This window comes from Streptococcus cuniculi, assembly GCF_001921845.1.
In the GTDB taxonomy this organism is placed as follows: Bacteria; Bacillota; Bacilli; order Lactobacillales; family Streptococcaceae; genus Streptococcus; species Streptococcus cuniculi.
Genome location: NZ_MSJM01000004.1, coordinates 88,864 through 111,616, shown reverse-complemented (window position 1 = coordinate 111,616; position 22,753 = coordinate 88,864). Strand labels below are relative to the sequence as shown.

The 22,753-nt window shown below is 38.4% G+C and carries 20 protein-coding genes; 17 read left to right on the top strand and 3 right to left on the bottom strand.

Features of this window, described 5'->3' with window-relative positions; all coding sequences use genetic code 11:
- Positions 1–167 precede the first annotated feature (167 nt).
- Both BU202_RS05330 and uvrB read left to right on the top strand, forming a co-directional pair.
- Positions 168–1,073 (top strand): CPBP family intramembrane glutamic endopeptidase, encoded by a 906-nt coding sequence (locus BU202_RS05330; protein WP_075104763.1) that lies wholly within the window; start codon positions 168–170, stop codon positions 1,071–1,073.
- Positions 1,074–1,312: 239 nt separating this feature from the next.
- Positions 1,313–3,301, top strand: a complete 1,989-nt coding sequence (gene uvrB, locus BU202_RS05325) for an excinuclease ABC subunit UvrB (RefSeq protein WP_075104762.1) — start codon at positions 1,313–1,315, stop codon at positions 3,299–3,301.
- Between the two features lie 296 nt (positions 3,302–3,597).
- Here uvrB and BU202_RS05320 read toward each other — a convergent pair whose 3' ends face one another.
- Positions 3,598–5,007 (bottom strand): alginate O-acetyltransferase AlgX-related protein, encoded by a 1,410-nt coding sequence (locus BU202_RS05320; RefSeq protein WP_075104761.1) that lies wholly within the window; start codon positions 5,005–5,007, stop codon positions 3,598–3,600.
- Between the two features lie 17 nt (positions 5,008–5,024).
- Positions 5,025–6,356: an MBOAT family O-acyltransferase gene (locus tag BU202_RS05315; RefSeq protein ID WP_244149026.1), complete on the bottom strand. Its 1,332-nt coding sequence runs from the start codon at positions 6,354–6,356 to the stop codon at positions 5,025–5,027.
- Positions 6,357–6,860: 504 nt separating this feature from the next.
- Between BU202_RS05315 and cpsA the strand changes: the two genes are divergently transcribed.
- From cpsA to BU202_RS05250, 15 genes are all read left to right on the top strand, one after another.
- Positions 6,861–8,318 carry an LCP family glycopolymer transferase CpsA gene (gene cpsA / locus BU202_RS05310; RefSeq protein ID WP_075104759.1) on the top strand — a complete coding sequence of 486 codons (1,458 nt, stop codon included), beginning with the start codon at positions 6,861–6,863 and terminating at the stop codon, positions 8,316–8,318.
- Between the two features lie 243 nt (positions 8,319–8,561).
- On the top strand, positions 8,562–10,364 hold the full coding sequence (locus BU202_RS05305) for a polysaccharide biosynthesis protein (RefSeq protein ID WP_075104758.1): 1,803 nt from the start codon (positions 8,562–8,564) through the stop codon (positions 10,362–10,364).
- Positions 10,365–10,366: 2 nt separating this feature from the next.
- Entirely contained in the window at positions 10,367–11,056 is a 690-nt protein-coding gene (locus BU202_RS05300; RefSeq protein WP_075104757.1) for a sugar transferase, read from the top strand.
- 8 nt (positions 11,057–11,064) lie between these two features.
- Entirely contained in the window at positions 11,065–12,285 is a 1,221-nt protein-coding gene (locus tag BU202_RS05295) for a DegT/DnrJ/EryC1/StrS family aminotransferase (protein ID WP_075104756.1), read from the top strand.
- Entirely contained in the window at positions 12,282–13,397 is a 1,116-nt protein-coding gene (locus BU202_RS05290; RefSeq protein ID WP_075104755.1) for a glycosyltransferase family 2 protein, read from the top strand. Before BU202_RS05295 ends, BU202_RS05290 begins: the two co-directional genes overlap by 4 nt.
- Entirely contained in the window at positions 13,397–14,248 is an 852-nt protein-coding gene (locus tag BU202_RS05285) for a glycosyltransferase (RefSeq protein WP_075104754.1), read from the top strand. The genes BU202_RS05290 and BU202_RS05285 overlap by 1 nt, the downstream gene beginning before the upstream one ends.
- A 91-nt stretch (positions 14,249–14,339) precedes the next feature.
- Entirely contained in the window at positions 14,340–15,152 is an 813-nt protein-coding gene (locus tag BU202_RS05280; protein WP_075104753.1) for a LicD family protein, read from the top strand.
- Positions 15,153–15,155: 3 nt separating this feature from the next.
- The gene (locus BU202_RS05275; RefSeq protein ID WP_075104752.1) at positions 15,156–16,082 is read left to right on the top strand and encodes a glycosyltransferase family 2 protein; all 927 of its coding nucleotides are present in this window, start codon (positions 15,156–15,158) and stop codon (positions 16,080–16,082) included.
- Positions 16,083–16,124: 42 nt separating this feature from the next.
- Complete coding sequence (locus BU202_RS05270; RefSeq protein WP_075104751.1) at positions 16,125–17,438, top strand: O-antigen polymerase; 1,314 nt, start codon at positions 16,125–16,127, stop codon at positions 17,436–17,438.
- Positions 17,425–18,153: a 2-C-methyl-D-erythritol 4-phosphate cytidylyltransferase gene (gene ispD, locus BU202_RS05265; RefSeq protein ID WP_075104750.1), complete on the top strand. Its 729-nt coding sequence runs from the start codon at positions 17,425–17,427 to the stop codon at positions 18,151–18,153. The genes BU202_RS05270 and ispD overlap by 14 nt, the downstream gene beginning before the upstream one ends.
- Before the next feature lie 2 nt (positions 18,154–18,155).
- Complete coding sequence (locus tag BU202_RS05260) at positions 18,156–19,217, top strand: NAD-dependent epimerase/dehydratase family protein (RefSeq protein ID WP_075104749.1); 1,062 nt, start codon at positions 18,156–18,158, stop codon at positions 19,215–19,217.
- Positions 19,210–20,622 (top strand): MATE family efflux transporter, encoded by a 1,413-nt coding sequence (locus tag BU202_RS05255; protein ID WP_075104748.1) that lies wholly within the window; start codon positions 19,210–19,212, stop codon positions 20,620–20,622. The genes BU202_RS05260 and BU202_RS05255 overlap by 8 nt, the downstream gene beginning before the upstream one ends.
- Before the next feature lie 277 nt (positions 20,623–20,899).
- Positions 20,900–20,971 (top strand): putative holin-like toxin, encoded by a 72-nt coding sequence (locus BU202_RS10740; protein WP_341860430.1) that lies wholly within the window; start codon positions 20,900–20,902, stop codon positions 20,969–20,971.
- A gap of 333 nt (positions 20,972–21,304) precedes the next feature.
- The gene (locus BU202_RS10735) at positions 21,305–21,376 is read left to right on the top strand and encodes a putative holin-like toxin (RefSeq protein WP_341860430.1); all 72 of its coding nucleotides are present in this window, start codon (positions 21,305–21,307) and stop codon (positions 21,374–21,376) included.
- Positions 21,377–21,630: 254 nt separating this feature from the next.
- Entirely contained in the window at positions 21,631–21,777 is a 147-nt protein-coding gene (locus BU202_RS05250; protein WP_083605757.1) for a putative holin-like toxin, read from the top strand.
- Between the two features lie 220 nt (positions 21,778–21,997).
- Here the strand turns inward: BU202_RS05250 and BU202_RS05245 are convergent, their stop codons facing one another.
- Positions 21,998–22,351, bottom strand: coding sequence for a helix-turn-helix domain-containing protein (locus BU202_RS05245; RefSeq protein WP_075104747.1), 354 nt, complete (start codon positions 22,349–22,351; stop codon positions 21,998–22,000).
- Positions 22,352–22,753 lie beyond the last annotated feature (402 nt).

Here is a 22,753-nt window from a genome sequence, read left to right as displayed (position 1 = left end):
CCCTCTTCGTTTCTAAAACATAATGGATAGTATACCATAAATAGGTTAGATTTGCAAAGGTGTATGTCAGAAGATGTAACATCTGTATGTTTTATATGGTTTTTGATTGAATATTCGAGCAAAAATCGGTACAATAAAATGACTAATCCATGAAAGGGAGAAATAAGATGGAACAAAACAGGATGTTTGCAGCTATAAGGATACATTCGGATAAAAAGTTAAATTGGCTATACGCTTTTCTTTTACCGTTTATCGTGCAATTGGTCTTAGATATTGGCTTTATAGTCGCAGGATATGTTGGCTATATCGCACAGGATTTTTCGATAGCAGATTTCGTTTACAGCCTTTTCTATGTGCTGGATCCCGTGTTCTTGAAGTTGTTACCTTTTTCAGGTGCCTTTATCCTCATTTTGCTCTGGGTGCGAGTTGTGGAAAAAAGGCCGATTTCGGGTCTGGGTTTCTACAAGAAACATGCGCTTAAAGAGCTGTTGAAAGGTCTGGGAGTTGGCATACTGCTGATTAGTGCAGTTGTGGCAGCGCAATGCTTGACAGGGGCTATCGAGCTGACAGCGACCTATTTCTCAGGTTTGAATTTCCTAAACTTTCTCTTGATTTTTCCTCTCTGGTTTCTCCAAAGTGCAACCGAAGAATTGTCCACTCGTGGCTGGCTCTTTCCAGGTGTGGCACGCAGGACCTCTCTCCCTATCGGAATTTTAGTGTCCAGCGTACTGTTTTCCCTGCTTCATTTGGGCAATAATGCCATTAGTTGGATTTCCTTGTTAAATATCGCCCTCTTTGGGCTCTTTGCCTGTCTGTATGTCTTAAAAACAGACAATATCTGGGGAGTATCAGCCGTACATGCTGCTTGGAATTGCTTCCAGGGAACAGTTTTTGGAATCAATGTTAGTGGAATCAGCGTTTCCTACTCCTTGATGGGCTTTTCTCCAACGTCAGCTCCAGATTATCTATCTGGTGGTGAATTCGGATCAGAAGGCAGTATCTTCGCTTCTATTGTACTAGCAATCGGTTGTGCTTATCTAGCTTGGGCATTGCATCAAAAAAGAGCCTCATAGGCTCTTTTTTCAGAACGTAGATAAACCCGATTTCCGATTTAAACAAGTTTAAAAGCCCTGCTAATTGAAATTCGATTTCCGATTTTCGTAAGCAGAGCGAGCATTAGATACTTTTCTTAGGTGGCGCGGACGAATTTTTTCTTCAATCGAACACGAGCCTCATAGGCTTTTTCAGATGCACATTTTCCAAACCAGTCATTCAGTGCCATTTATGATAAAATAGAAAAGCGAGGTATAGTATGATTGATAGAAGAACCGATAATCAGTTTAAATTAGTATCAAAGTATCAGCCGTCTGGTGACCAGCCCGATGCGATTGAAACATTGGTGGACAATATCGAAGGGGGCGAAAAAGCCCAGATTTTGCTTGGGGCAACAGGAACAGGTAAGACCTACACCATGAGCCAAGTCATTGCTCGGGTCAATAAGCCTACCCTTGTCATCGCCCACAACAAGACGCTAGCAGGTCAGCTCTACGGAGAGTTCAAGGAATTTTTCCCTGAAAATGCGGTGGAATATTTTGTGTCCTACTACGATTACTACCAGCCAGAGGCCTATGTGCCGTCGAGCGATACCTACATTGAAAAGGATAGCTCGGTCAATGATGAGATTGATAAGCTCCGCCACTCTGCGACATCGGCTCTCCTAGAGCGCAATGATGTGATTGTGGTAGCATCTGTCTCTTGTATCTACGGTCTGGGTTCGCCCAAAGAATACGCTGATAGCGTGGTCAGCTTGCGGCCGGGACTTGAGATTTCACGCGACAAACTGCTCAATGATCTCGTCGATATTCAGTTTGAGCGCAATGACATCGATTTCCAGCGGGGGCGTTTTCGTGTTCGCGGTGATGTGGTGGAAATTTTCCCAGCCAGCCGTGATGAGCATGCCTTTCGAGTGGAGTTTTTTGGAGATGAAATTGATCGGATTCGAGAAATCGAAGCTCTGACAGGGCAGGTCTTGGGAGAAGTAGATCATTTAGCGATTTTCCCAGCCACGCACTTTGTGACCAGCGATGATTACATGGAAACAGCCATCAGCAAGATTCAGGCAGAATTGGCAGACCAGCTGACCCTATTTGAACAAGAAGGCAAGCTCCTCGAAGCCCAACGCCTCAAACAACGGACCGAGTACGATATTGAAATGCTGCGGGAAATGGGCTACACCAACGGGGTCGAAAATTACTCCCGTCACATGGACGGTCGTAGCGAGGGTGAGCCACCTTATACCCTGCTGGACTTTTTCCCGGATGATTTCCTGATCATGATTGATGAAAGTCACATGACCATGGGGCAGATTAAGGGCATGTACAATGGCGACCGTTCGCGCAAGGAAATGCTGGTTAATTACGGCTTCCGCTTGCCGAGCGCCTTGGATAATCGTCCCCTGCGCCGTGAGGAATTTGAAAGCCACGTGCACCAGATTGTCTATGTTTCTGCAACACCAGGGGATTATGAAATGGAGCAGACCGATACCATTGTCGAGCAAATCATTCGTCCGACAGGCCTCCTAGACCCTGAAGTCGAAGTCCGCCCCACTATGGGACAAATGGACGATTTGCTAGGTGAGATTAACGCGCGGGTGGAAAAGGGCGAGCGGACTTTTATCACCACGCTGACCAAGAAAATGGCGGAAGATTTGACCGACTACCTCAAAGAAATGGGGGTCAAGGTCAAGTACATGCACAGCGATATTAAGACCTTGGAGCGGACCGAGATTATTCGTGACCTCCGCTTGGGCGTCTTTGATGTCCTCATCGGAATCAACCTCCTGCGGGAGGGGATTGACGTGCCAGAGGTCAGTCTGGTCGCTATTCTTGACGCTGATAAGGAAGGTTTTCTCCGCAATGAGAGAGGCTTGATTCAGACCATTGGACGGGCAGCCCGCAACAGCGAGGGGCATGTGATTATGTATGCGGATAAAATCACCGATTCTATGCAGCGGGCCATGGATGAAACTGCCCGCCGTCGCCAGATTCAGATGGAATACAATGAAAAACACGGCATTATTCCACAGACCATCAAGAAAGAAATCCGCGACTTGATTAGTGTGACGAAGAGCGTTATGCCTGATAAGGAAGAAACCGTGGACATCGAAAGCCTCAACAAGCAAGAGCGCCGCGACATGGTGAAGAAGCTGGAAGGTCAAATGCAAGAAGCCGCAGGCCTCCTAGACTTCGAACTCGCAGCCCAAATCCGCGACATGATTTTGGAAATCAAGGCCTTGGATTAGACAAGTGGTGGAAGAGCCAAACAGCGATTCTAACCATGGCTCTCTGCTAGTGCTCCCACCCCTTTTTAAAAATAGATTGGGAGTGGAAAAAACAATCTGTTCAAATCCGTCTGCTATCGATAGATAGGGCGGATTTTTTGATAACAAAGACTGTCTTTCAGACATAAAAAAAGTGAGCTTGTCAAGTGATGCGAAGGCTGCATCCATTGAACAGGCTCAACTTTAATGATTCATTTAAAAGCTGAAAGGCACAGTTTTTATGGCAGTTCTAAAGAGGATATTATTGCAGGAGGCTCCTATTGATACCATACGATGTCTTGTCCATCTTGCGAAACGATCTCTATTTTTGGATGTTCAGGAAGACTTTCAGTAGGAAGTGTAGCGACATATCCATCATCGGTTTTTTCCATATCGTATACCTCCTCATCGAGCGTTAGCCACACATATTGGTGAGAGGCATCAGTTTTCCAGCTTATCTTAGTGAGGGCTTCTCCTTTGTCAATACTCAATTGATTGGCCGGTAAAGTTTGTTTCGTTGTAGAGGACCCAGTATGATGGATAGAGGAAAGTACAGGATTGAAATCCAATTGCTTCATCTTATCATACTGAAAGTAGGTGTTTGAAAAGGTATATTCAGCCACTTCAAAGATGACCATATCAGGCTTGAAAATATTGTAATAATAAGGGAAATTTAAAATATTTTGATAGTCATGAACAGAGATATATTCACCCAAAGCGTTGGCTAAATATTTATGCCCGAAGTTATTCATATAGCTTCCTTGGAACATGAGCACCTTCGGTGTTTCTTTGTTCATTTTAGAGCGATTTTGATAGTAACCAAAGGTATGGTAGGTTGGGTCTAATTGTAATTCATCTTTGAATAGATCGGTTTTAGCGCTTGTAATATCTCCAGTAGGGACTTGGATAACAGGAACCTCTTCGTGGATTGGAAACTGAGATACGGGTAAAGAGACTTCTAACCGACTAGACACATCAAGTTGTTCGAGTTGATTTAATTGCACGTTAGGGAAGTCATGTTTCACCTCTGATAAAATAGCATTCGTTCCATAAAAAGCGCCTAAATCGTTCCAGTGGTTGGCGTCATATTTTTGGTTAAAAACAACCTTACCTTCTTGTGTCTCTGCGCGAAGAGTGACGGTATTATCCAGATAGCGAACCTTGCGCTTATCAAGAGCGGCAAGGAATTTTTCTACCCAATCCCGATCGTAGTGAATACCAGCAGGGATATGTTCTGTTAATACAGCAGGTTTTGCTGGATTTAAGACAAACAAGAAAGGAATGTCTCGCTCATTGCAGTAGTCCTGTACGGCCTTAATCATGTCTGCAAATGTCTCATGATAATCAGAATACTGGTAGGTAGGTGTTGTAAGACCAGAACCAAAGACATACCCATCTTTTCCATATAGGTAACTAGGGTGGACCATCTTCTGAAACAAACGATCGTTTAAGAGAGTATAGCCCAGAATCATTTCATCGCGAAAGCCAATTCGGTCATTCACATAGTTTTCAATATTATCTGTTAAATCTGCCTCGCTATCTCCCGATACTTCTTTTGAAAATGGATTTTCCATTAACATGCGATTGTCAATTTCAGAGGAAATATGAGGTGCAAAACGAAAAGTGGCAACGGGAATGAGTATCATCATTGAAAATGCAGCTATTGTAAGAACTTTAATAATTTTCATCAATCTCTCCGTTTCTATTAATATTGGAAATAGATAAATGGACTATAGGTCGAATTAACCATAAACAAGATTGCTACGATAAAAATGACCAATAAGATGATCTCTTGCATCAAGTAACCAATAGTGGTAGAAGTTACATTGTAGTACCACTGTTTCATTCTCTGAGATCCTAGTAAGGTCGCTCCGATGATGCCAATCAAAGAGAGTGAGATGATTTTTACATCATAATAGTATTGCCAGTTGTAGGCTATCGGCTGGTTAGTCCCTTTGCCCAGAACTGCATGTAATACGATGGAAATATCAGAAAGTTTTTGGAATCGGAATAATTGCCAAGATAGCAAGACAACTCCCATTGTAATGATGTATTTGACAATCGTCGGCGTTTTTTTGTAGAAATCTTTATCGTGAATAATGCGCTCAGTCACAACAAATAGTGCATTGATGCCACCCCAAAGAATATAGTTGAACCCTGCACCATGCCAAATCCCGGTTAAAGCAAAGACAACGATTAAATTACGTAAAGTTTGTCGCTGCCCTTTACGACTTCCACCTAGGGAAATATAGATGTATTCTCTAAACCAAGTCCCTAAGGAAATGTGCCAACGTCTCCAAAATTCAGAAATAGAGGTAGAACGATATGGGAAATTGAAATTTTCTTTGAATTCAAATCCCAAAATTTTGGCAAGACCAATGGCAATATCTGAATAGCCTGAAAAATCATAATAAATTTGTAACATATAGAGTACAAGTGTTCCAAGTGCCGTCACTTGATCCATGGCGGAGATTGAAATTTGAGCCAAACAAGCACCAAAGGTATCTGCTAGAATCACTTTTTTGGCAAAACCAACCATTATACGATTGATACCGTCTGTAGCCAAGGTTAGAGATACCGTGTTTTTTCCAATCTGTCTCTGAAAATCTTTCCATAAAATAATGGGACCTGAAATCACTTTTGGAAAAAAGGAAAGATAAAGAAGGCAATCAAGGAAATTACCTGCTGTCGCCTGTCCTCGATAAATATCTGTCAAATAGGAAATGCTAGAAAAGGTGATGAAAGATATTCCGAGAGGAGTGAGTAAGGATTTAGGAGGAATATGGTCTCCAAACAACAGATTCCAACACTGAATCAAAAAATTGGAATAATTATAGTAAATTAAAGCAAAAGTCGTAAGGAATATCCCAATCCATAGCGGTAAGAGTGCCAAATAGAAGCGCTTTTGACTAATGGAAGATTGATAAATGTTTAGATAGTATCCTTTCGCTCTTGCCTTCTCAATCCATAAAGCAATGAGATAGACAACAGCGATATAAAATAAAAATCGAAACACATTATCAAATGAAGACCACATATAAAAGAAGAGACTACATCCTATTAGAAATAGATTTCGTATGTATATATGCTTCTTTCCAAACAGATTACGAACACTTCTGAGAGAGGTTAGCCCATTGATGATGGTATAGCCCAACACAGAAAGCGGGAAAAAGATAAATAAAAATATTTGCGTTGTAAACAACATAGATAAGCCTCGATCATTCGGATAATTGATGTTAAATACACTCTTGTCAAAAACAAGAATGTACCCATACTCTGTTTATTATGACAGTTCTACCCCTAGATGTCAAGTATACTAAGGAGTAGATAACAGGCTTGCTACATAGGAAAATAGGAAGGGAATAGCTACATCACCCCACCCCTTTCGAAAAATAGGTTGGGAGTGGAAAAAAATCTTAAAATATGATAAAATACCAATGGTTTCAATATCTAGTCAGGGGAATGCCCTGCTTTAGCATATGAACGGAAGCAAGATTATGGTATACTCATACTAGTGAGATACTATTTTGGAGGTTTAAAAATGGAACGACGTTCGAGAAGAACAACAAAACAAAAAGAAAAACAACAGGGCGGGAAACTGAGCATTCTCAATCGCGTTTTAGCGGTTATTTTTACGATAATGGCAGGCCTCATCATCTTTGCGATTTATCGCTATAACATGCTGGCGTTCCGCAATCTCAATATTATCGCAACCGCTGTTTTAGCCCTTGTGGTGTTGTTGTTTGGATTCTTAGTCTTCAAAAAGAAAGCACCGCGCTTTACGCTGACCTTCCTCATCTTGTCTATTTTAGTGAGTGGGGCGACCCTGTTTGCCATCCGAGAAGTGACGAGTTTTTCAGATAAGCTCAATTCAACAGCTTCATATTCAGAATATGAAATGAGTGTCATTGTCTTAGCAGATAGCGACATCAAAGATATCAGTCAAGTGACAAATGTCTTGGCGCCGACTGGAACTGATGCTGAAAACATTACCAGATTGACAGAAAGTCTTCAGAAAGAACGGCAAATTTCTCTGACAGTAGATGCTGCTCCATCCTATTTATCAGCCTATCAATCCTTGATGAATGGCGAAGCAACGGCCATCATTTTAAACAGTGTGTTTGAAAATATCATCGCCGATTATGATGCATCAAAAATCAAAAAGCTCTATACCTTTAAAATTAGCAAAAAGGTTGAAAGCGTCCAAGGTACTGAGATTAGTGGAGATGCTTTCAATATCTACGTCAGCGGTATCGACACCTACGGACCAATTTCTTCTGTGTCTCGTTCAGATGTCAATATTATCATGACGGTCAATCGCAAAACGAAGAAAGTATTATTGACCACCACTCCGCGTGACGCCTATGTTCCAATCGCTGATGGCGGAAATGACCAAAACGACAAATTGACCCACGCAGGTATCTATGGCGTCGAAGCATCGATTCACACACTTGAAAATCTCTATGATATTAAGACCAACTATTATGTTCGTCTCAACTTTACCTCGTTCTTAAAACTCATTGATGTGGTGGGAGGAGTCAATGTTACGAATGATCAAGAATTTACAGGATACGATGGAACATTCTTCCCAGTAGGAGAGGTTCATCTTAATTCTAATCAAGCCTTGGAATTTGTCCGTGAGCGTTACTCTCTCCAAGGTGGGGATAATGACCGCGGTAAGAACCAAGAAAAAGTCATTGCAGGCTTGATTAACAAATTAAGTTCACCAGCTGTCTTGAAAAACTACAATGAGATTCTTAGTGGATTAGAAGATTCGATTCAAACAAACATGAGTCTTGAAACAATGATGACCTTAATCAACGGTCAATTAGAATCTGGTGGTAGCTATAGTGTTACATCACAAGCCTTAACTGGAACAGGTGTGATGGGCTTACCATCTTATGCCATGCCTGACGCAACCCTCTATATGATGGAAGTGAATCAAGAGAGTTTGAATGCTGCAAAAGCAGCGATCCAAGATGTGATGGCTGGAAAATAAGACAGAATCAGCTAGTGACTGGCTAAACGAAGTCGTTTGACCAGATAAAGGAGACTATCTAGTTCAACTTTCCTTACTATAGGGAAAGTTGAACTCATATAGTTACGAATAAATATAAAGAGAAGTGAATGGCGTTTTGAAAATGATTTTAGAACAATTCACGAAGTAATTACAGGAGGCTTGTCAGGAAGTGGGCCTCAGAGGCTACAAAAGGAGCCTCAAACTGTAAAGGGGGAATACAAATTGACACGTGGGCAAAAACGCTTTATTTTAATAATGGTAGATGCCCTAATTATCTATATGAGTGGCTTTGTTACTCAGTTTTTCTTAGATAATTACATCGATCTATCTTTACAGCGAATGTTGATTTTCTTGACTGCGATTTGGTTGGTTTATTTGGTGTGTGGCTATGCGACACATGTCTATTCCATCTTAAATCGATTCACAGATTACGTCGCACTTTGGCAAATGGCAAAAAACCTCTTGTTGAGTTATGCTATTTCAGTTGTCGTTATCTTCAGTCAGAAAATTGTCTTTAGTTATCGCTTTATTTTACTGAGCTACATTTTCTCCCTATTACTCATTGGGGCATCACGACTCATTTGGCGAATGACCTATGAATTTAAGGATGTTGATTTGCTAGGTCGGAAATCTGCAAAGGCGAAGAGGACACTAGTCGTGGGAGCAGGACAGGGGGCTGATTTATTCTTAAAAACAGCCATACGTTCTTTCAAAGATATTGATGTTATCGGAATTGTTGACAAGGATCCTGTCAAGTGGCAAACCCTCTTACACGGTGTGCGAGTGCTAGGATCAGAGGAACAAATTCCAGAGGTTGTCAAAAACTATGAAATTGACCAAATTGTAATTGCTATCCCATCTCTGAATCCAGAAGAATACGCACGAGTGTATGATATTTGTAAAAAAACAAGGGCAAAGGTCTATTCGATTCCTAGACAGGAAGATATTCTTTCCGGTCAGGTGAGTGTCAGTAAGTTACGCGAAATTGATATTGTTGACTTACTGGGACGTCAAGAAGTCGAATTGGATCAGTCCAGCCTTTATTCCAACATTCAGGGCAAAACCATTCTAGTAACCGGAGCAGGAGGATCAATTGGATCAGAACTATGTCGCCAGTTGATTCGCTTTTCACCTGCCAAAATGTTGCTGCTAGGACACGGAGAAAATTCGATTTACCTCATTCACAAAGAATTGTCGATGAGCTATCGCAATAATATTGAAATTATTCCAATCATTGCAGACATTCAAGATAGAGAGCGGATTTTTCAAATCATGGCTCAATACCATCCAGACAGGGTCTATCATGCAGCAGCCCATAAGCACGTACCGCTGATGGAATATAATCCAACAGAAGCAGTGAAAAACAATATCTACGGAACCAAGAATGTGGCAGAAGCAGCCAAAGAATATGGTGTCGAAAAATTTGTCATGATTTCAACGGACAAGGCTGTAAATCCTCCGAATATCATGGGGGCAACCAAGCGTGTGGCAGAAATGATTGTCACGAGCCTAAACGAAGCTGGCAAAACCCGCTTTGCGGCGGTTCGATTTGGAAATGTATTGGGAAGTCGTGGTAGTGTCGTTCCCCTCTTTAAGGAGCAAATTGCCAAAGGCGGTCCAGTTACAGTGACCGATTTTCGCATGACCCGCTTTTTCATGACTATTCCAGAGGCTAGCCGCTTGGTGATCCAGGCAGGAGCCCTGATGAATGGCGGAGAAATTTTCATTTTAGACATGGGAGAACCGGTTAAAATTCTCGACTTGGCTAAAAAGATTATTTCTCTTAGCGGGTATTCAGAAGAAGAAATTGGAATTGTGGAGAGCGGTATTCGACCAGGGGAGAAGCTATATGAAGAGCTTCTTGCAACGAAAGAACGCACGACAGACCAAATCTATGATAAGATTTTTGTAGGACGTGTAACCTATAAAAAACCAGAAGAAATCGAAGAATTTATTAGCACTTTGTTGGACTACGATCCTGAGACACTCAAAGACAAATTGCTAGAGTTCGCGAAACAGGAGTAAGAATGATCAATGAAATGTTGATGGGCAGTGAAGAGAATGAAGTACTGACGCCTTATCGCACGATTCTTGCGAGTAAAAAAGTTGATTTAGCTTGTAAATACGTATTTGATAAGGTCATGGCTCTTCTCCTAGTGATTCTATTTTCCCCCCTATTATTATTTTTTGCTATCTGGATTAAAATCGATAGTGCAGGCCCTGTTTTCTATCGTCAGGAACGAATCACCCAGTATGGAAGAAAATTTAGAATCTATAAATTTCGAACCATGGTGGCAGACGCTGATAAAAAAGGGAGTTTAGTGACAGTAGGAAATGACAGCCGTATCACACGAGTAGGCGCATTGATCCGCAAGTATCGCTTAGATGAAATTCCACAGCTCTTTAATGTCTTGGCTGGTGATATGAGTTTTGTAGGCGTAAGACCTGAAGTAGAAAAATATACAAAAGAATATACAGATGAGATGAAAGCAACGCTACTGTTACCAGCAGGGATTACCTCGCCAGCTAGCATTGCCTATAAAGATGAAGATGTGCTGATGGAAACATACATCGGACGTGGGATGACCGCAGATGAAGCCTACGTGCAGAAAGTATTACCCGATAAGATGACCTATAACCTCGACTACATCCGCTCCTTTTCCTTTTGGAATGATATTCGGATTATGTTTCAAACAGTCATCAAAGTAGTAAAGTGAGAGAAACAATGAAAAAGAGAAATATACCCTTTTCTCCTCCAGATATTACAGAGGAAGAAATTGCAGAGGTTGTCGATGCCTTAAAATCAGGCTGGATTACGACAGGCCCTAAAACCAAACAATTTGAACAAGAATTGTCAGACTATACTGGAACAAACAGAACAGTCTGCCTCAATTCAGCGACGGCAGGATTGGAGCTTGTCCTCCGCGTATTGGGAGTTGGCCCTGGAGACGAGGTCATCGTTCCAGCCATGACCTATACGGCATCTTGTAGTGTGATTGAGCATGTTGGTGCAAGACCTGTCATTGTAGACATTCAGGCGAATCATTTTGAAATGGATTATGATGCGGTAGAACGCGCCATCACGAGCCGAACCAAGGTCATCATTCCTGTTGAGTTAGCAGGAATACCATGTGACCACAATCGGATTCTCGAGATAGTAGAGAAACATCGCTCAACCTTTGTAGCAGCATCGCCCCTCCAAGAAGTATTTGGCCGAATTGTGGTCTTATCAGACAGCGCCCATGCCTTTGGAGCTTCCTATAAGGGACAAAAGATTGGAAATGTCGCAGATTTTACGGCCTTTTCTTTCCATGCGGTTAAAAATTTGACAACAGCAGAAGGGGGAGCCGTTACTTGGAAAGCTCATCCAAACCTAGATGATGAAGACTTGTATCGTCAATTTCAAATCTTCTCACTTCATGGACAAACCAAAGATGCTTTGGCAAAAACCAAGTTGGGAGCATGGGAATATGATATTGTGATTCCAGGATTTAAATGCAATATGACAGATATCATGGCTTCCATTGGACTAGCTCAACTGAAGCGCTATGAAGGATTGCTAGAGCGCCGGGCAGAAATTGTTGCAGCCTACAATCAATCATTTGAGGGAACAAGAATTCAGCCCTTACAGCATTTCCATGCTGATTACGTATCCTCTATGCACTTGTATATTACGCATATTGAGGGAGTTACGCTAGCAGAACGGAATCAAATCATTGAGAAAATGGCAGAAGCTGGCATTGCCTGCAATGTTCACTATAAACCTCTGCCCCTCTTAACCGCCTATGCCAATATGGGGTTTGACATCCAAGATTATCCAAATGCTTACCGTTATTTTGAACACACGCTCACCCTACCACTCCATACACAGCTTAGTGACGAGGATGTGGTGTATATCATTGAAAATGTAAAAGAAATTGTAGCGAGTGTGAAAGGAACAATATGATAGGGGAGAAGCAGATACCGATTGTCAGTGTCATTGTACCTATTTTAAATGAAGAAAAGTATATTAGTTCGTTTCTAGAATCACTTGAACAACAAGACTATGCCGCTGAAAATATGGAAATATTTTTAGTAGATGGTCAGTCTACAGATCGTACTCGTTCGCTGATAGAAGACTTTCAAGCGTCGAGCATTCTAAATATTACGCTGATAGATAACCCTGATAAAATTCAATCTAGTGCGATGAACTTGGGGATTAAGCATAGTGTCGGAAAATATATTATTCGATTGGATGCTCATACCATCTATGAGAGTAATTATATTCGTTCATGTGTTGAACTATTAGATACGAGAGATGTTGCTAATGTTGGTTTTTATCTGGTGACACGTGGGAAAGGAAAAGTTGGCGGTAGCATTGCTAAAGCCCTATCTTCTCCCTTTGGCGTTGGCAGTTCACAATTTCGCATTAGTAGAGAGGAAATAGATACGGACACAGTACCATTTGGAGCTTTCCGCCGTGACATTTTTCAAGAAGTTGGCCTGTTTAACGAATATCTAGCCTGTAATGAAGATAACGATATCAATAGTAGAATTCGTAGTAAGGGCTATAAAATTCTCTTGTCTAATAAAAGCTTTGCTTCTTACTTTTGTAGAGACACCCTCACCTCTTTAGGAAAAATGGCGATAAGAAATGGGAAGTGGAATGTTTATTCTCTCTACTATTCTCATCAAAGTATGAGTATTAAATACTTTATCCCTTTTTTCTTTGTAGCAGCATTAGTGGGAAGTGCTTTGCTTAGCACGGTATTTCCATTTATGGGAATGATGTTTGCCCTAGTGTTGTTATCGTATATGAGTGTGAATAGTTATTTTTCAAGTAAATTAGCAGATAATGGTGCTGAATTTTTCCGTTTACTCATGATATTTTTTACATTTCACTTTTGTTATGGAGTTGGTAGTATGATTGGAATTGTTGGATATATAGAAAAAGTGATCCGAAAACAACCTAAATTTAAGGCCCTCGAAATAATCGGGGGGGGGGTCAAATACCTAGATAGATTCTATTCTATTTTGCCTATCTCAGGGCTAGTAATACGCAATGAGGTGGTCATATAATGGTAGAATCACTTTCGGTATTACTCTCTCTCTACATAAAAGAAAACCCTCGCTATTTGCAGGACTGTTTTGAGAGTTTATTGAATCAAACAGTCCCTGCAGCAGAATGGGTGATTGTGGAAGATGGCCCACTGTCACAAGAACTGTATCAGGTATTGGATACCTATCAGGAGCGATACCCAGGGCTCATCAAGCGAGTGCCTTTGGAGAAAAATGTCGGTCTAGGACTAGCACTCCGGGAAGGAATGTTGCATTGTAGCCATGAATTGGTTGCTCGAATGGATACAGATGATATTGCACGTCCAGAACGATTTGAGAAGCAATTGGCATGTTTTGAGAAAGACCCAGCATTAGATATCTGTGGCAGTCATATTTTGGAATTTGATACAGATCCGCAACATCCAAATGCGGTTCGGAAAGTTCCGCTAGTGCATGAGGATATTGTGCGCTATCAGAAAAGTCGGAGTGCCTTTAATCATGTAACAGTTATGTTTAAAAAAAGCAGTGTCTTGAGAGCAGGAAACTATGAAGATGCACCCTTGATGGAAGATGATATGCTTTGGGTCAGAATGTTACTGTCAGGCGCTAAAGGGATGAATATTGATGAGTATTTAGTGGATGTCCGCACAGGTGCCGGCATGATTGAAAGACGCGGTGGGATTGCCTATTTGAAAAAATACTGCGACGGCCGTAGAAAGATTTTAGAAACAGGATTTATTAGTCGATTTGAATATTATAAAACTGTTGTTATTCAAGCAGTTGTAGCACTAGTGCCCAATAGCATTCGTTTTCTGATTTTTACAAAGTTATTGCGTAATAAACAGGAATTATCAGAGCTACAAAGCAGGTAAAGCATGTAACACTAGAATAATATAATTAATATTATATATAAAAAATGAAATCATAAAAATAGTAGAGAATGTAAGAAGGTATCAGTAAATAATGGTAGAACTAAAGCTAAAGGAAGTACAGAGAGTTGCTCTTGACTTACTAATTGAATTTGATAAGATTTGTAAAGAAAATTCTTTTCGTTATTCATTAGGGGGAGGGACGCTTTTAGGAGCTATCCGCCATGGTGGTTTTATTCCGTGGGATGATGATATTGATATTATGATGCCTCGCGTTGATTATGAAAAATTTTTAGAATATTGCCATCATGATAATTGTGGGTTTGATTGTTTATCATTGAATTATACAGAAAATTATTTTGATTTATTTACTAGAATTAGTGATAGAAGAACATATCTTGTCGATGACTCACGTGAGATAGATTATAAGATGGGAGTCAGCATTGATATTTTTCCAATTGATGGTTTAGGTAATAATGATTCTATCGCTTTAAGAAACTTTAATAAGGGACGCTTTAAAAGAGAATTATTAGTTGCTTCAAAATGGAAAAAGTATTTTAGAAGTGAAACAAGATCGATTCTATTTGAGCCAGTGCGTATGTTGCTCTTTTTAATGAGTAGATTTGTGAATAAGCAGAAGTTATGCCAGTCAGTAGATGCAACTTGTCAACTAAATGACTTTGAGACATCTCACTTTGCAGGCTGTATTAGTGGGGTCTATCGTGAGAAGGAGATTATGTTAGCTTCTACGTTTAAGAACTACCAAACTATTCAATTTGAAGGATATGATTTCGACATCATTTTGGACTATGATGCCTACTTGACTAAACATTATGGGAACTATATGCAGCTACCCCCTATAGAACAGCAAGTTTCGCACCATAGGGCACAATACTACTGGAGATAATACATGAATAAACCCAAAGTTGCCATTATCATGAGTACCTATAATGGCGAAAACTATTTAAGAGAACAAATAGATAGTTTATTGCAACAAGAAGGAGTTGAGGTAAGCATTTTTGTTAGAGATGATTGTTCTCAAGATACAACGTTAGAGATATTAGAGTCTTATGCGGATAGTCTTATTTTTGTAAAGAATGATGGGCTTAATCTTGGAGTTGGCAATAGTTTTATGGAAGCGTTATATCAGGCTGGAATAGATTATGATTATTATGCTTTTTGTGATCAAGATGATATATGGTTACCAGAAAAATTATTTGAGGCTATAAAAACTATAGATAATATAGAAACACAAAAACCAATGTTATATTGCTCAAATCAAACTTTAGTTGATCAAGAGGCACGTGTTATTGGACTGAGACATCAACAGTTGATAAATGTAAGTAGCCTTCAAATTTTAACGAATAATCTAGTAACAGGCTGTACTATGGTGTGGAATAAACCACTTCAGACTGCTTTAATTGCTAAGGAACGTAGACCGTCGAGCGATTTATTAAACGTTAGGATTCATGATGTTTGGGTTGCCATGGTTGCTAGTCTTATCGGCGAAATAATATATGACACGGATGCCTTTATTTATTATCGACAACATGAAAATAATGTAGTAGGGGTCAAAAAAGAAAATATCTATATTAATTGGTGTAAAAAGTTACGCAATAAGTCAAAAAGAAATGGCAGAAGTCTATTAGCGACGGAATTAATTGAGAAATTTGAAGATATGATGGAGAGCACGATTCTATCAGATTTAAAAATATTAAGTGGCTACCAACGGGACTTCTCATCTAAAGTGGCTTTGATAAGAAATAGTCGTTTATTTTCCTTATCTAATGAGTCTAAATGGGCAATCAGATTAAAAATTATCTTCAATCTGATTTAGAACGCATATATTTGAATAAAATTTTAGGTTGTAAGGAGAATTATGATTTATCTATTATTATTAGTATCCTTTGTTTTGCTAGGAATCGATTTTTATAAGTGGAGAAGCTTGATAAGGCCGAACATTATTTTTTTGTTATCGTTTATTTTAGCCTCGAGCATTATGATGGTTAATCAGAAAAACTGGGATGTAGTTTTGAGTAATCGTTTCATGATTTATACTTTGACAGCTATCTTGTCTTTTTATATAGGAACTCTCGTCATAGATTATTTTAATGTAAGAAAGAAGTCTCTTGTTATATCGGAAAGTTCTAAGGATGGTAGCTTATTTATCATGGCTAGTCCTAGTAAGTTGTTATTTTGGATAGCTATAATTGCTATGATATTCTATGTCCTTCTTATTTTTAGAGGAATTCAGTTATCAACGGATTTTAGCTTTATGCTACGTCAAATTTATGATAGAAACGTTGAGCATAGCGGTTCAAATACTTTCATTGTTAATCAGTTAGTGAAAATTTTAACAGCTATTGCAAATATTAGTTTTTTTCAATTTTTATTGGATAAATATGTAGTAAAAACAGGTAAAAGTCAGTTGACTCATTTTGTTGTTATTATTATATTTTTATTAATGGCTGCTATCTCAACTGATCGCAACATACTATTACGTTTCTTTATTTATTGTGTTGTGCTTTGGATACTGTTTTTTACAGCTACTAATAAGGGAAAAATAACTCGAGCTCATTTCAGACTACTGGCAAAATTGGCATTTTATGTAGTATTGGCTGTAGGTATTTTTTATATCTTTGGTAAATTAAAAGGCTATAAATCAGATTTTAGCCGTGCTATCAGTCTCTATGGTGGATCAGGTCTGTATAATTTCAATCTTTATCTTAATGAGTCACCGCCAATAGATTATAAATTTGGATTGGTAACTTTTCGTTCATTTTTGGGTGTCTTAGGAAGATTGGGAATAGAAAGTTTAGTGCATAAAGGTTCTGTTTTTTCTGAATTTATTATCTATACATCTAAAACAGGCTTTGTTTATGAATCAAATATCTACTCAGCAATGCGTCCTTTTGTAGAGGACTTTGGTTATTTTGGAATGGTAATCTTTCCATTTATTATGGGCTTGTTCTTTGAGACACTGTATTCATGGACTCGAAAAAGTCAGTATATGTTTTCATGGATTTTCTATGCTCTAACTATTTATCCATTAGCCTACTTCACTATTTTAGAGCAATTTTTTAATAGATTTCATTTAGGGTCGCTTTATGAAATTGGATGGGTAGCTATTTTTTATTGGTACATTCGAAGAATAAGAGTATATTTGAAGGAGGAGATAAATGAAGGGAAGTAATTCAGTAGTCATTTTTGCTGGTGGAACCGGTACAAGAATGAAGATAACAACGAAACCGAAACAATTTCTCGAGTTGCACGGAAAACCTATTATTATTCATACGATTGAGCATTTTGAAAATCATCCGAAGATTGATAATATTATTGTTGTCTGTGTAGAGGGGTGGCATGATTATTTACGAAGTTTATTAGTTAAATATCAAATATCAAAAGTTAGAGAAATTGTATCAGGTGGTAGAACCGGGCAATTGTCAATCTTTAATGGTTTAGAGGCTGTTCAAAAATTAGTAAAAAGTGATGATGATGTTGTGTTAATCCATGATGGAGTTCGTCCTCTTATAGATGCGGACATTATTAGTAAAAACATCGAAAGTGTCCGAAAGTATGGTGCAACTGTTACTGTTAAGCCTGTTATTGAAACCGTAATACAAGTTGATGAAAATAGTTCGATTACGAATGTTGTTGATCGAGATAGTTGCCAAACAGCAGTAGCTCCTCAAACTTTTTATTTTAAAGACATTTTTCGATTGCATTTAAAAGCCCAGCAAGATAATCTATTTAATATGACGGATTCAGCGACATTGGTGCGACATTATGGTATGAAATTACATACAGTAATGGGAGGAGCAGAGAATATTAAAATTACAACACCTTCCGATTTCTATATTTTTAAGGCTATTTATGATTCTAGAGAAAATGAACAGGTATTTGGATAAAAATGTTTGATAAATATGTAGTTACAGAGATAGAGGCACTAGTGTCTGAAAATAAAGAGCTTTTTGAGCATTTGCATACGAAGAAAATATTTATAACAGGTGCTACAGGGTTGATTGGTTCACAGATCGTCCTTGCGTTATTAACTGCAAATAAGAAGTATAATTTGAATATAGGTATTACTATATTAGTTCGGTCATTATTGAAAGCTAAATCTATTTTTGGTGATGATATCGCTGAGCTTCAGGTAGTAGAAGGAGATGTTAGAGATAGAATTGAAGTTGCAGACTCTATTGATTACATTATTCATGGAGCAAGCATAACTAATTCCTTGGATTTTGTCCAAAAGCCAGTGGATACTATTTTTACAGTGGTCGATGGCACTCGTAATATGTTAGAGTTGGCTAAAGTAAAAAGTATTACGGGTTTTGTATTACTATCTTCACTGGAAGTCTATGGTTCCTTTAATGGTCAAAAAGATGTTTCAGAGGATGATTTTGGATATTTAAATCCTGCCAATGCTCGTAGTAGCTATTCGGAGGGAAAGCGTTTAGCTGAAAGTTTGAGTATATCCTATGCGACGCAATATCATTTGCCTGTGAAAGTTGCTAGACTGTGCCAGACTTTTGGACCTGGGGTGAACTATGAAGATAACCGAGTATTTGCACAGTTTGCACGTTCAGTAATTGAAAAAAAAGATATTGTATTGCACACAGCTGGAAGCACAGAGAGAAACTATTGTTCTATTAAGGACGCAATTACTGGTATACTATACGTATTGATTTTAGGTCAAAGTGAAGAAGCGTATAATGTGGCAAACGAAGATACTCTTATTTCAATTAAAGATATGGCAGAATTAGTAACCTCCTTGGATGAGTCATCAGCTACAAAAGTAGTATTTGATTTCCAAGATATTAATAAGTTTGGTTATAATCCTGAGGTAAAATTGAAATTGCTGACTAAAAAGTTAGAAAATCTGGGTTGGAAACCCACTGTTGATTTACCTACTATTTTTACTGGGTTGATTCAATCTATGAGACACGGTCGAGTGACGCAAAATGAATAATAAAATAAAAAAAATATTAGTCAATTCTGGCTATGCAATATTTTCCAATTTGCTAAGTATGCTAGTCTCAACTTTGGTTATTTTAGTGTTGCCAAAGTTGATAGGAGTAGAAAGCTATGGCTACTGGCAGCTATACTTGTTTTATGTGAGTTATGTCGGATTCTTTCATCTTGGCTGGATTGATGGCATATATTTAAAGTATGGTGGATCACATTTTGAAGAGTTAGATAAAAAGAAATTTTATTCTCAGTTTGTAATGTATGTTCTTTTTCAATCTACTATAGCTATTTTAATTTTTATTTATGGTTTCATTGTTACCAATAACGAGAAAAAATTCATTTTCGGACAACTAGGGATTACATTACTATTAACTAATTTACGCTTTTTCATAATTTATATCTTACAAACAACTAACCGAATCAAGGAAAGTTCGGCAATCATAATTTTAGATAGGGTTTTATATGCAATTCTATTGATAAGCATTATCTTAGTAGATATAAAAGATTATCGAGTTATGATCTATGTAGATGTCAGTGCGAGATTTATTTCATTATTATATGGTCTCTATTTATGCCGTTCTATTTTATTAAAAAAATTATCTTATTTTAAACTAGACTGTGTTGAGATTTTTGATAATATTAGGGTAGGAAGTAATCTAATGCTATCTAATGTAGCTAGTCTTCTTATTATTGGAACAGTACGCTTAGGGATTGAGAGGCAGTGGGATATTGCAACTTTTGGTAAAGTATCGTTAACATTAAGTATTTCTAATCTTATGATGATCTTTATTAATGCGGTCGGTATTGTAATTTTTCCCATGTTAAAACGTTTGGATCGTCGAAAGTTGCCATTATTATATGAAAGTTTACGAAATATACTAATGCCCATTATTTTAGGAATTTTAATTCTTTACTATCCATTAAGGTTAGTATTAGGGTATTGGATTCCTCAGTATATTGATAGTGTAAAGTACATGGTTCTTATTTTTCCGATGGCTATTTATGAAAGTAAAATGTCCTTACTTATCAATACATATTTAAAAGCACTACGGATGGAAAGATACATTCTTAAAATTAATGTTCAAACAGTTATCTTAAGCTTGTGTTTAACACTTTTTACTGCTTTTGTATTAAAGAATTTAGATTTAGCCATAGTCAGTATAGTGATTTTATTGGCTTTTAGATGTGTTTTGGCAGAAGGTGCAGTTGCAAGAGAGTTGGAGATAGATGTCAAAAAAGACATGTATTTTGAAGTGATATTAACCATGATATTTATTTTGTCAGGTTGGTTCTTATCACCTATGATGGCAATTATGTCATATATCGTTTTTTATGGAGTATACTTACTTATAAAAAGAGATGCATTTTATAATACAATTAAGAATTTTAAACAGATTCTATCATAGTATCTTTTCTTAAGATTGTTGCATCTGATCTTTCAACCTCCTTTAAAACTGTCTTTAAATGGGAGATTTAATCCACAAAAAAATCGTGCTTCTAACAAAGAAACACGATTTTTTACTTGTTCATCCATGCAAAGGTATGGTATAATAATCTAGTAGAAAAGTGAGACGGTGGCTCCTTATTCTGAAAGGTAGGTGATGTCTATGGACAGTTCATCAAAATCTAACGGAAAGGAGGGGCTAATTTTTGACAGCATTTGAAGTGGTGGAAGTTCTATTCATGTTCGGTAGTTTTACTATCAGCTTGATAGGCTTGTGCTATAAAATCTTCAAAGACAAATCAAAAAAATAACCGTCAATACTTTGGCCAGTAGCGGTTATTTTTAATAGCTAAAACGAGCCACCGTCTTAAACGGTTCTACGTGGGAGTTGGATTGCCGTCCAACTCCTTTTCTATTATCATTATACCATTTTACATGGATAATGCAAGTAGGTACTTTCTTAAAAAATGATGTATCTTTTACTTGTTCATCCATGCAAAGGTATGATATAATAGTCCAGTAGAAAAGTGAGACGGTGGCTCCTTGTTCTGAAAGGTAGGTGAGGCCTATGGGCAAATCATCAAAATCTAACGGAAAGGAGGGGCTAATTTTTGACAGCATTTGAAGTGGTGGAAGTTCTATTCATGTTCGGTAGTTTTACTATCAGCTTGATAGGCTTGTGCTATAAAATCTTCAAAGACAAATCAAAAAAATAACCGTCCCAACTTTGGCAAGTTAACGGTTATTTTTTAACTAAAACGAGCCACCGTCTTAAACGGTTCTACATGGGAGTTGAGTTGCTGCTCAACTCCTTTTCTATTATCATTATACCATTTTACATGGAGAATGCAAGTAGGTACTTTCTTAAAAAATGATGTATCTTTTACTTGTTCATCCATGCAAAGGTATGATATAATAATCCAGTAGAAAAGTGAGACGGTGGCTACAAATTTTGAAAGGGGTGGTGCTTATGAATGTAAGTACAGAAATCCACTTAGAAAGGAGTAGCATCTTGTCAGTTGCAGAGGCATTGCAAGTTATGTTAGGATTTGGTGGATTTACCATCAGTTTATTAACACTTGTAGTTGCTTTAATCCTGCTTCGAGATAAAAAATAATCCCGTCTTGAAACTTTTGGTGAAGTAGGACGAGATTAAATCGTTAAACTGAGCCACCGTCTTAAACGGTTCTACGTGGGAGTTGGATTGCAGTCCAGCTCCTTTTCTGTTGTCATTATACCATGTTTTTTGATGGTTGGCAAGGGAGATGGTAGAAAAAGGTTACGGTATGCTTTTGCATTAGGGAGAATAGCACTGTGTAGGGTGCGGGAAGCGCGCTTTAGTTGTCTGCGGTGAGGTCTTTGGCGCGCTGTTCGATGAAGGTTGCGAGTTCTTTCTTGAGGGTGTCTTGTGCGTCGGGAGTGAGTTGGTAGGTGTCGATGGCGGTGCGGAAGGCTTGTTCGGCTTCGGTGAGGAGGGTGCTAGAGTGTTGCTTGAGTTCGGACTTGCCGAGGAGGTAGTCGGTTGAAACGTCAAAATAATGGGCGAGTTTTTCTAAACTGTCGCTTGTGGGCTTGCGGAGACCTTTTTCCCACTGGGCATAACTTTGCGGGCTTGTCTTGAAATAATCCGCGATTTCACGCTGGGTGAGACCAGCTTTGAGGCGTAAATCTTTTAGTCGTTTTGTAAACATCGGTTTTCTTTCTAAAAAATATAAAATATTGAGGCAAATGTATTGACAAGGTAATCAAATGATTATATAATAGGCGTATAATCAGTTGATTACACAAAAAATAGATGTCTATGTTTTTGCTTACCTGATAACGGTTCCATGGGGATAGGAAGTTGGCAATAGATATAATAAAGAAATCAACCTCTTGATTTTTTTGTTATACCTATTGAAGAGTAGGTATAAAATGTACATCTCTTTCTGCGGATAGCTCCCATTTACTACCAAACTTTTTCGCATATACTTGCAGAGTGATCATCCAAATCCCTAAATCAGTTGCAAATATGTAAGGAATACAGTTCACAATCCTTCCCTTTCAAAAAAACACAGTATTGGGAGGTATCCGAGAAGAGAAGTAGCATTTCC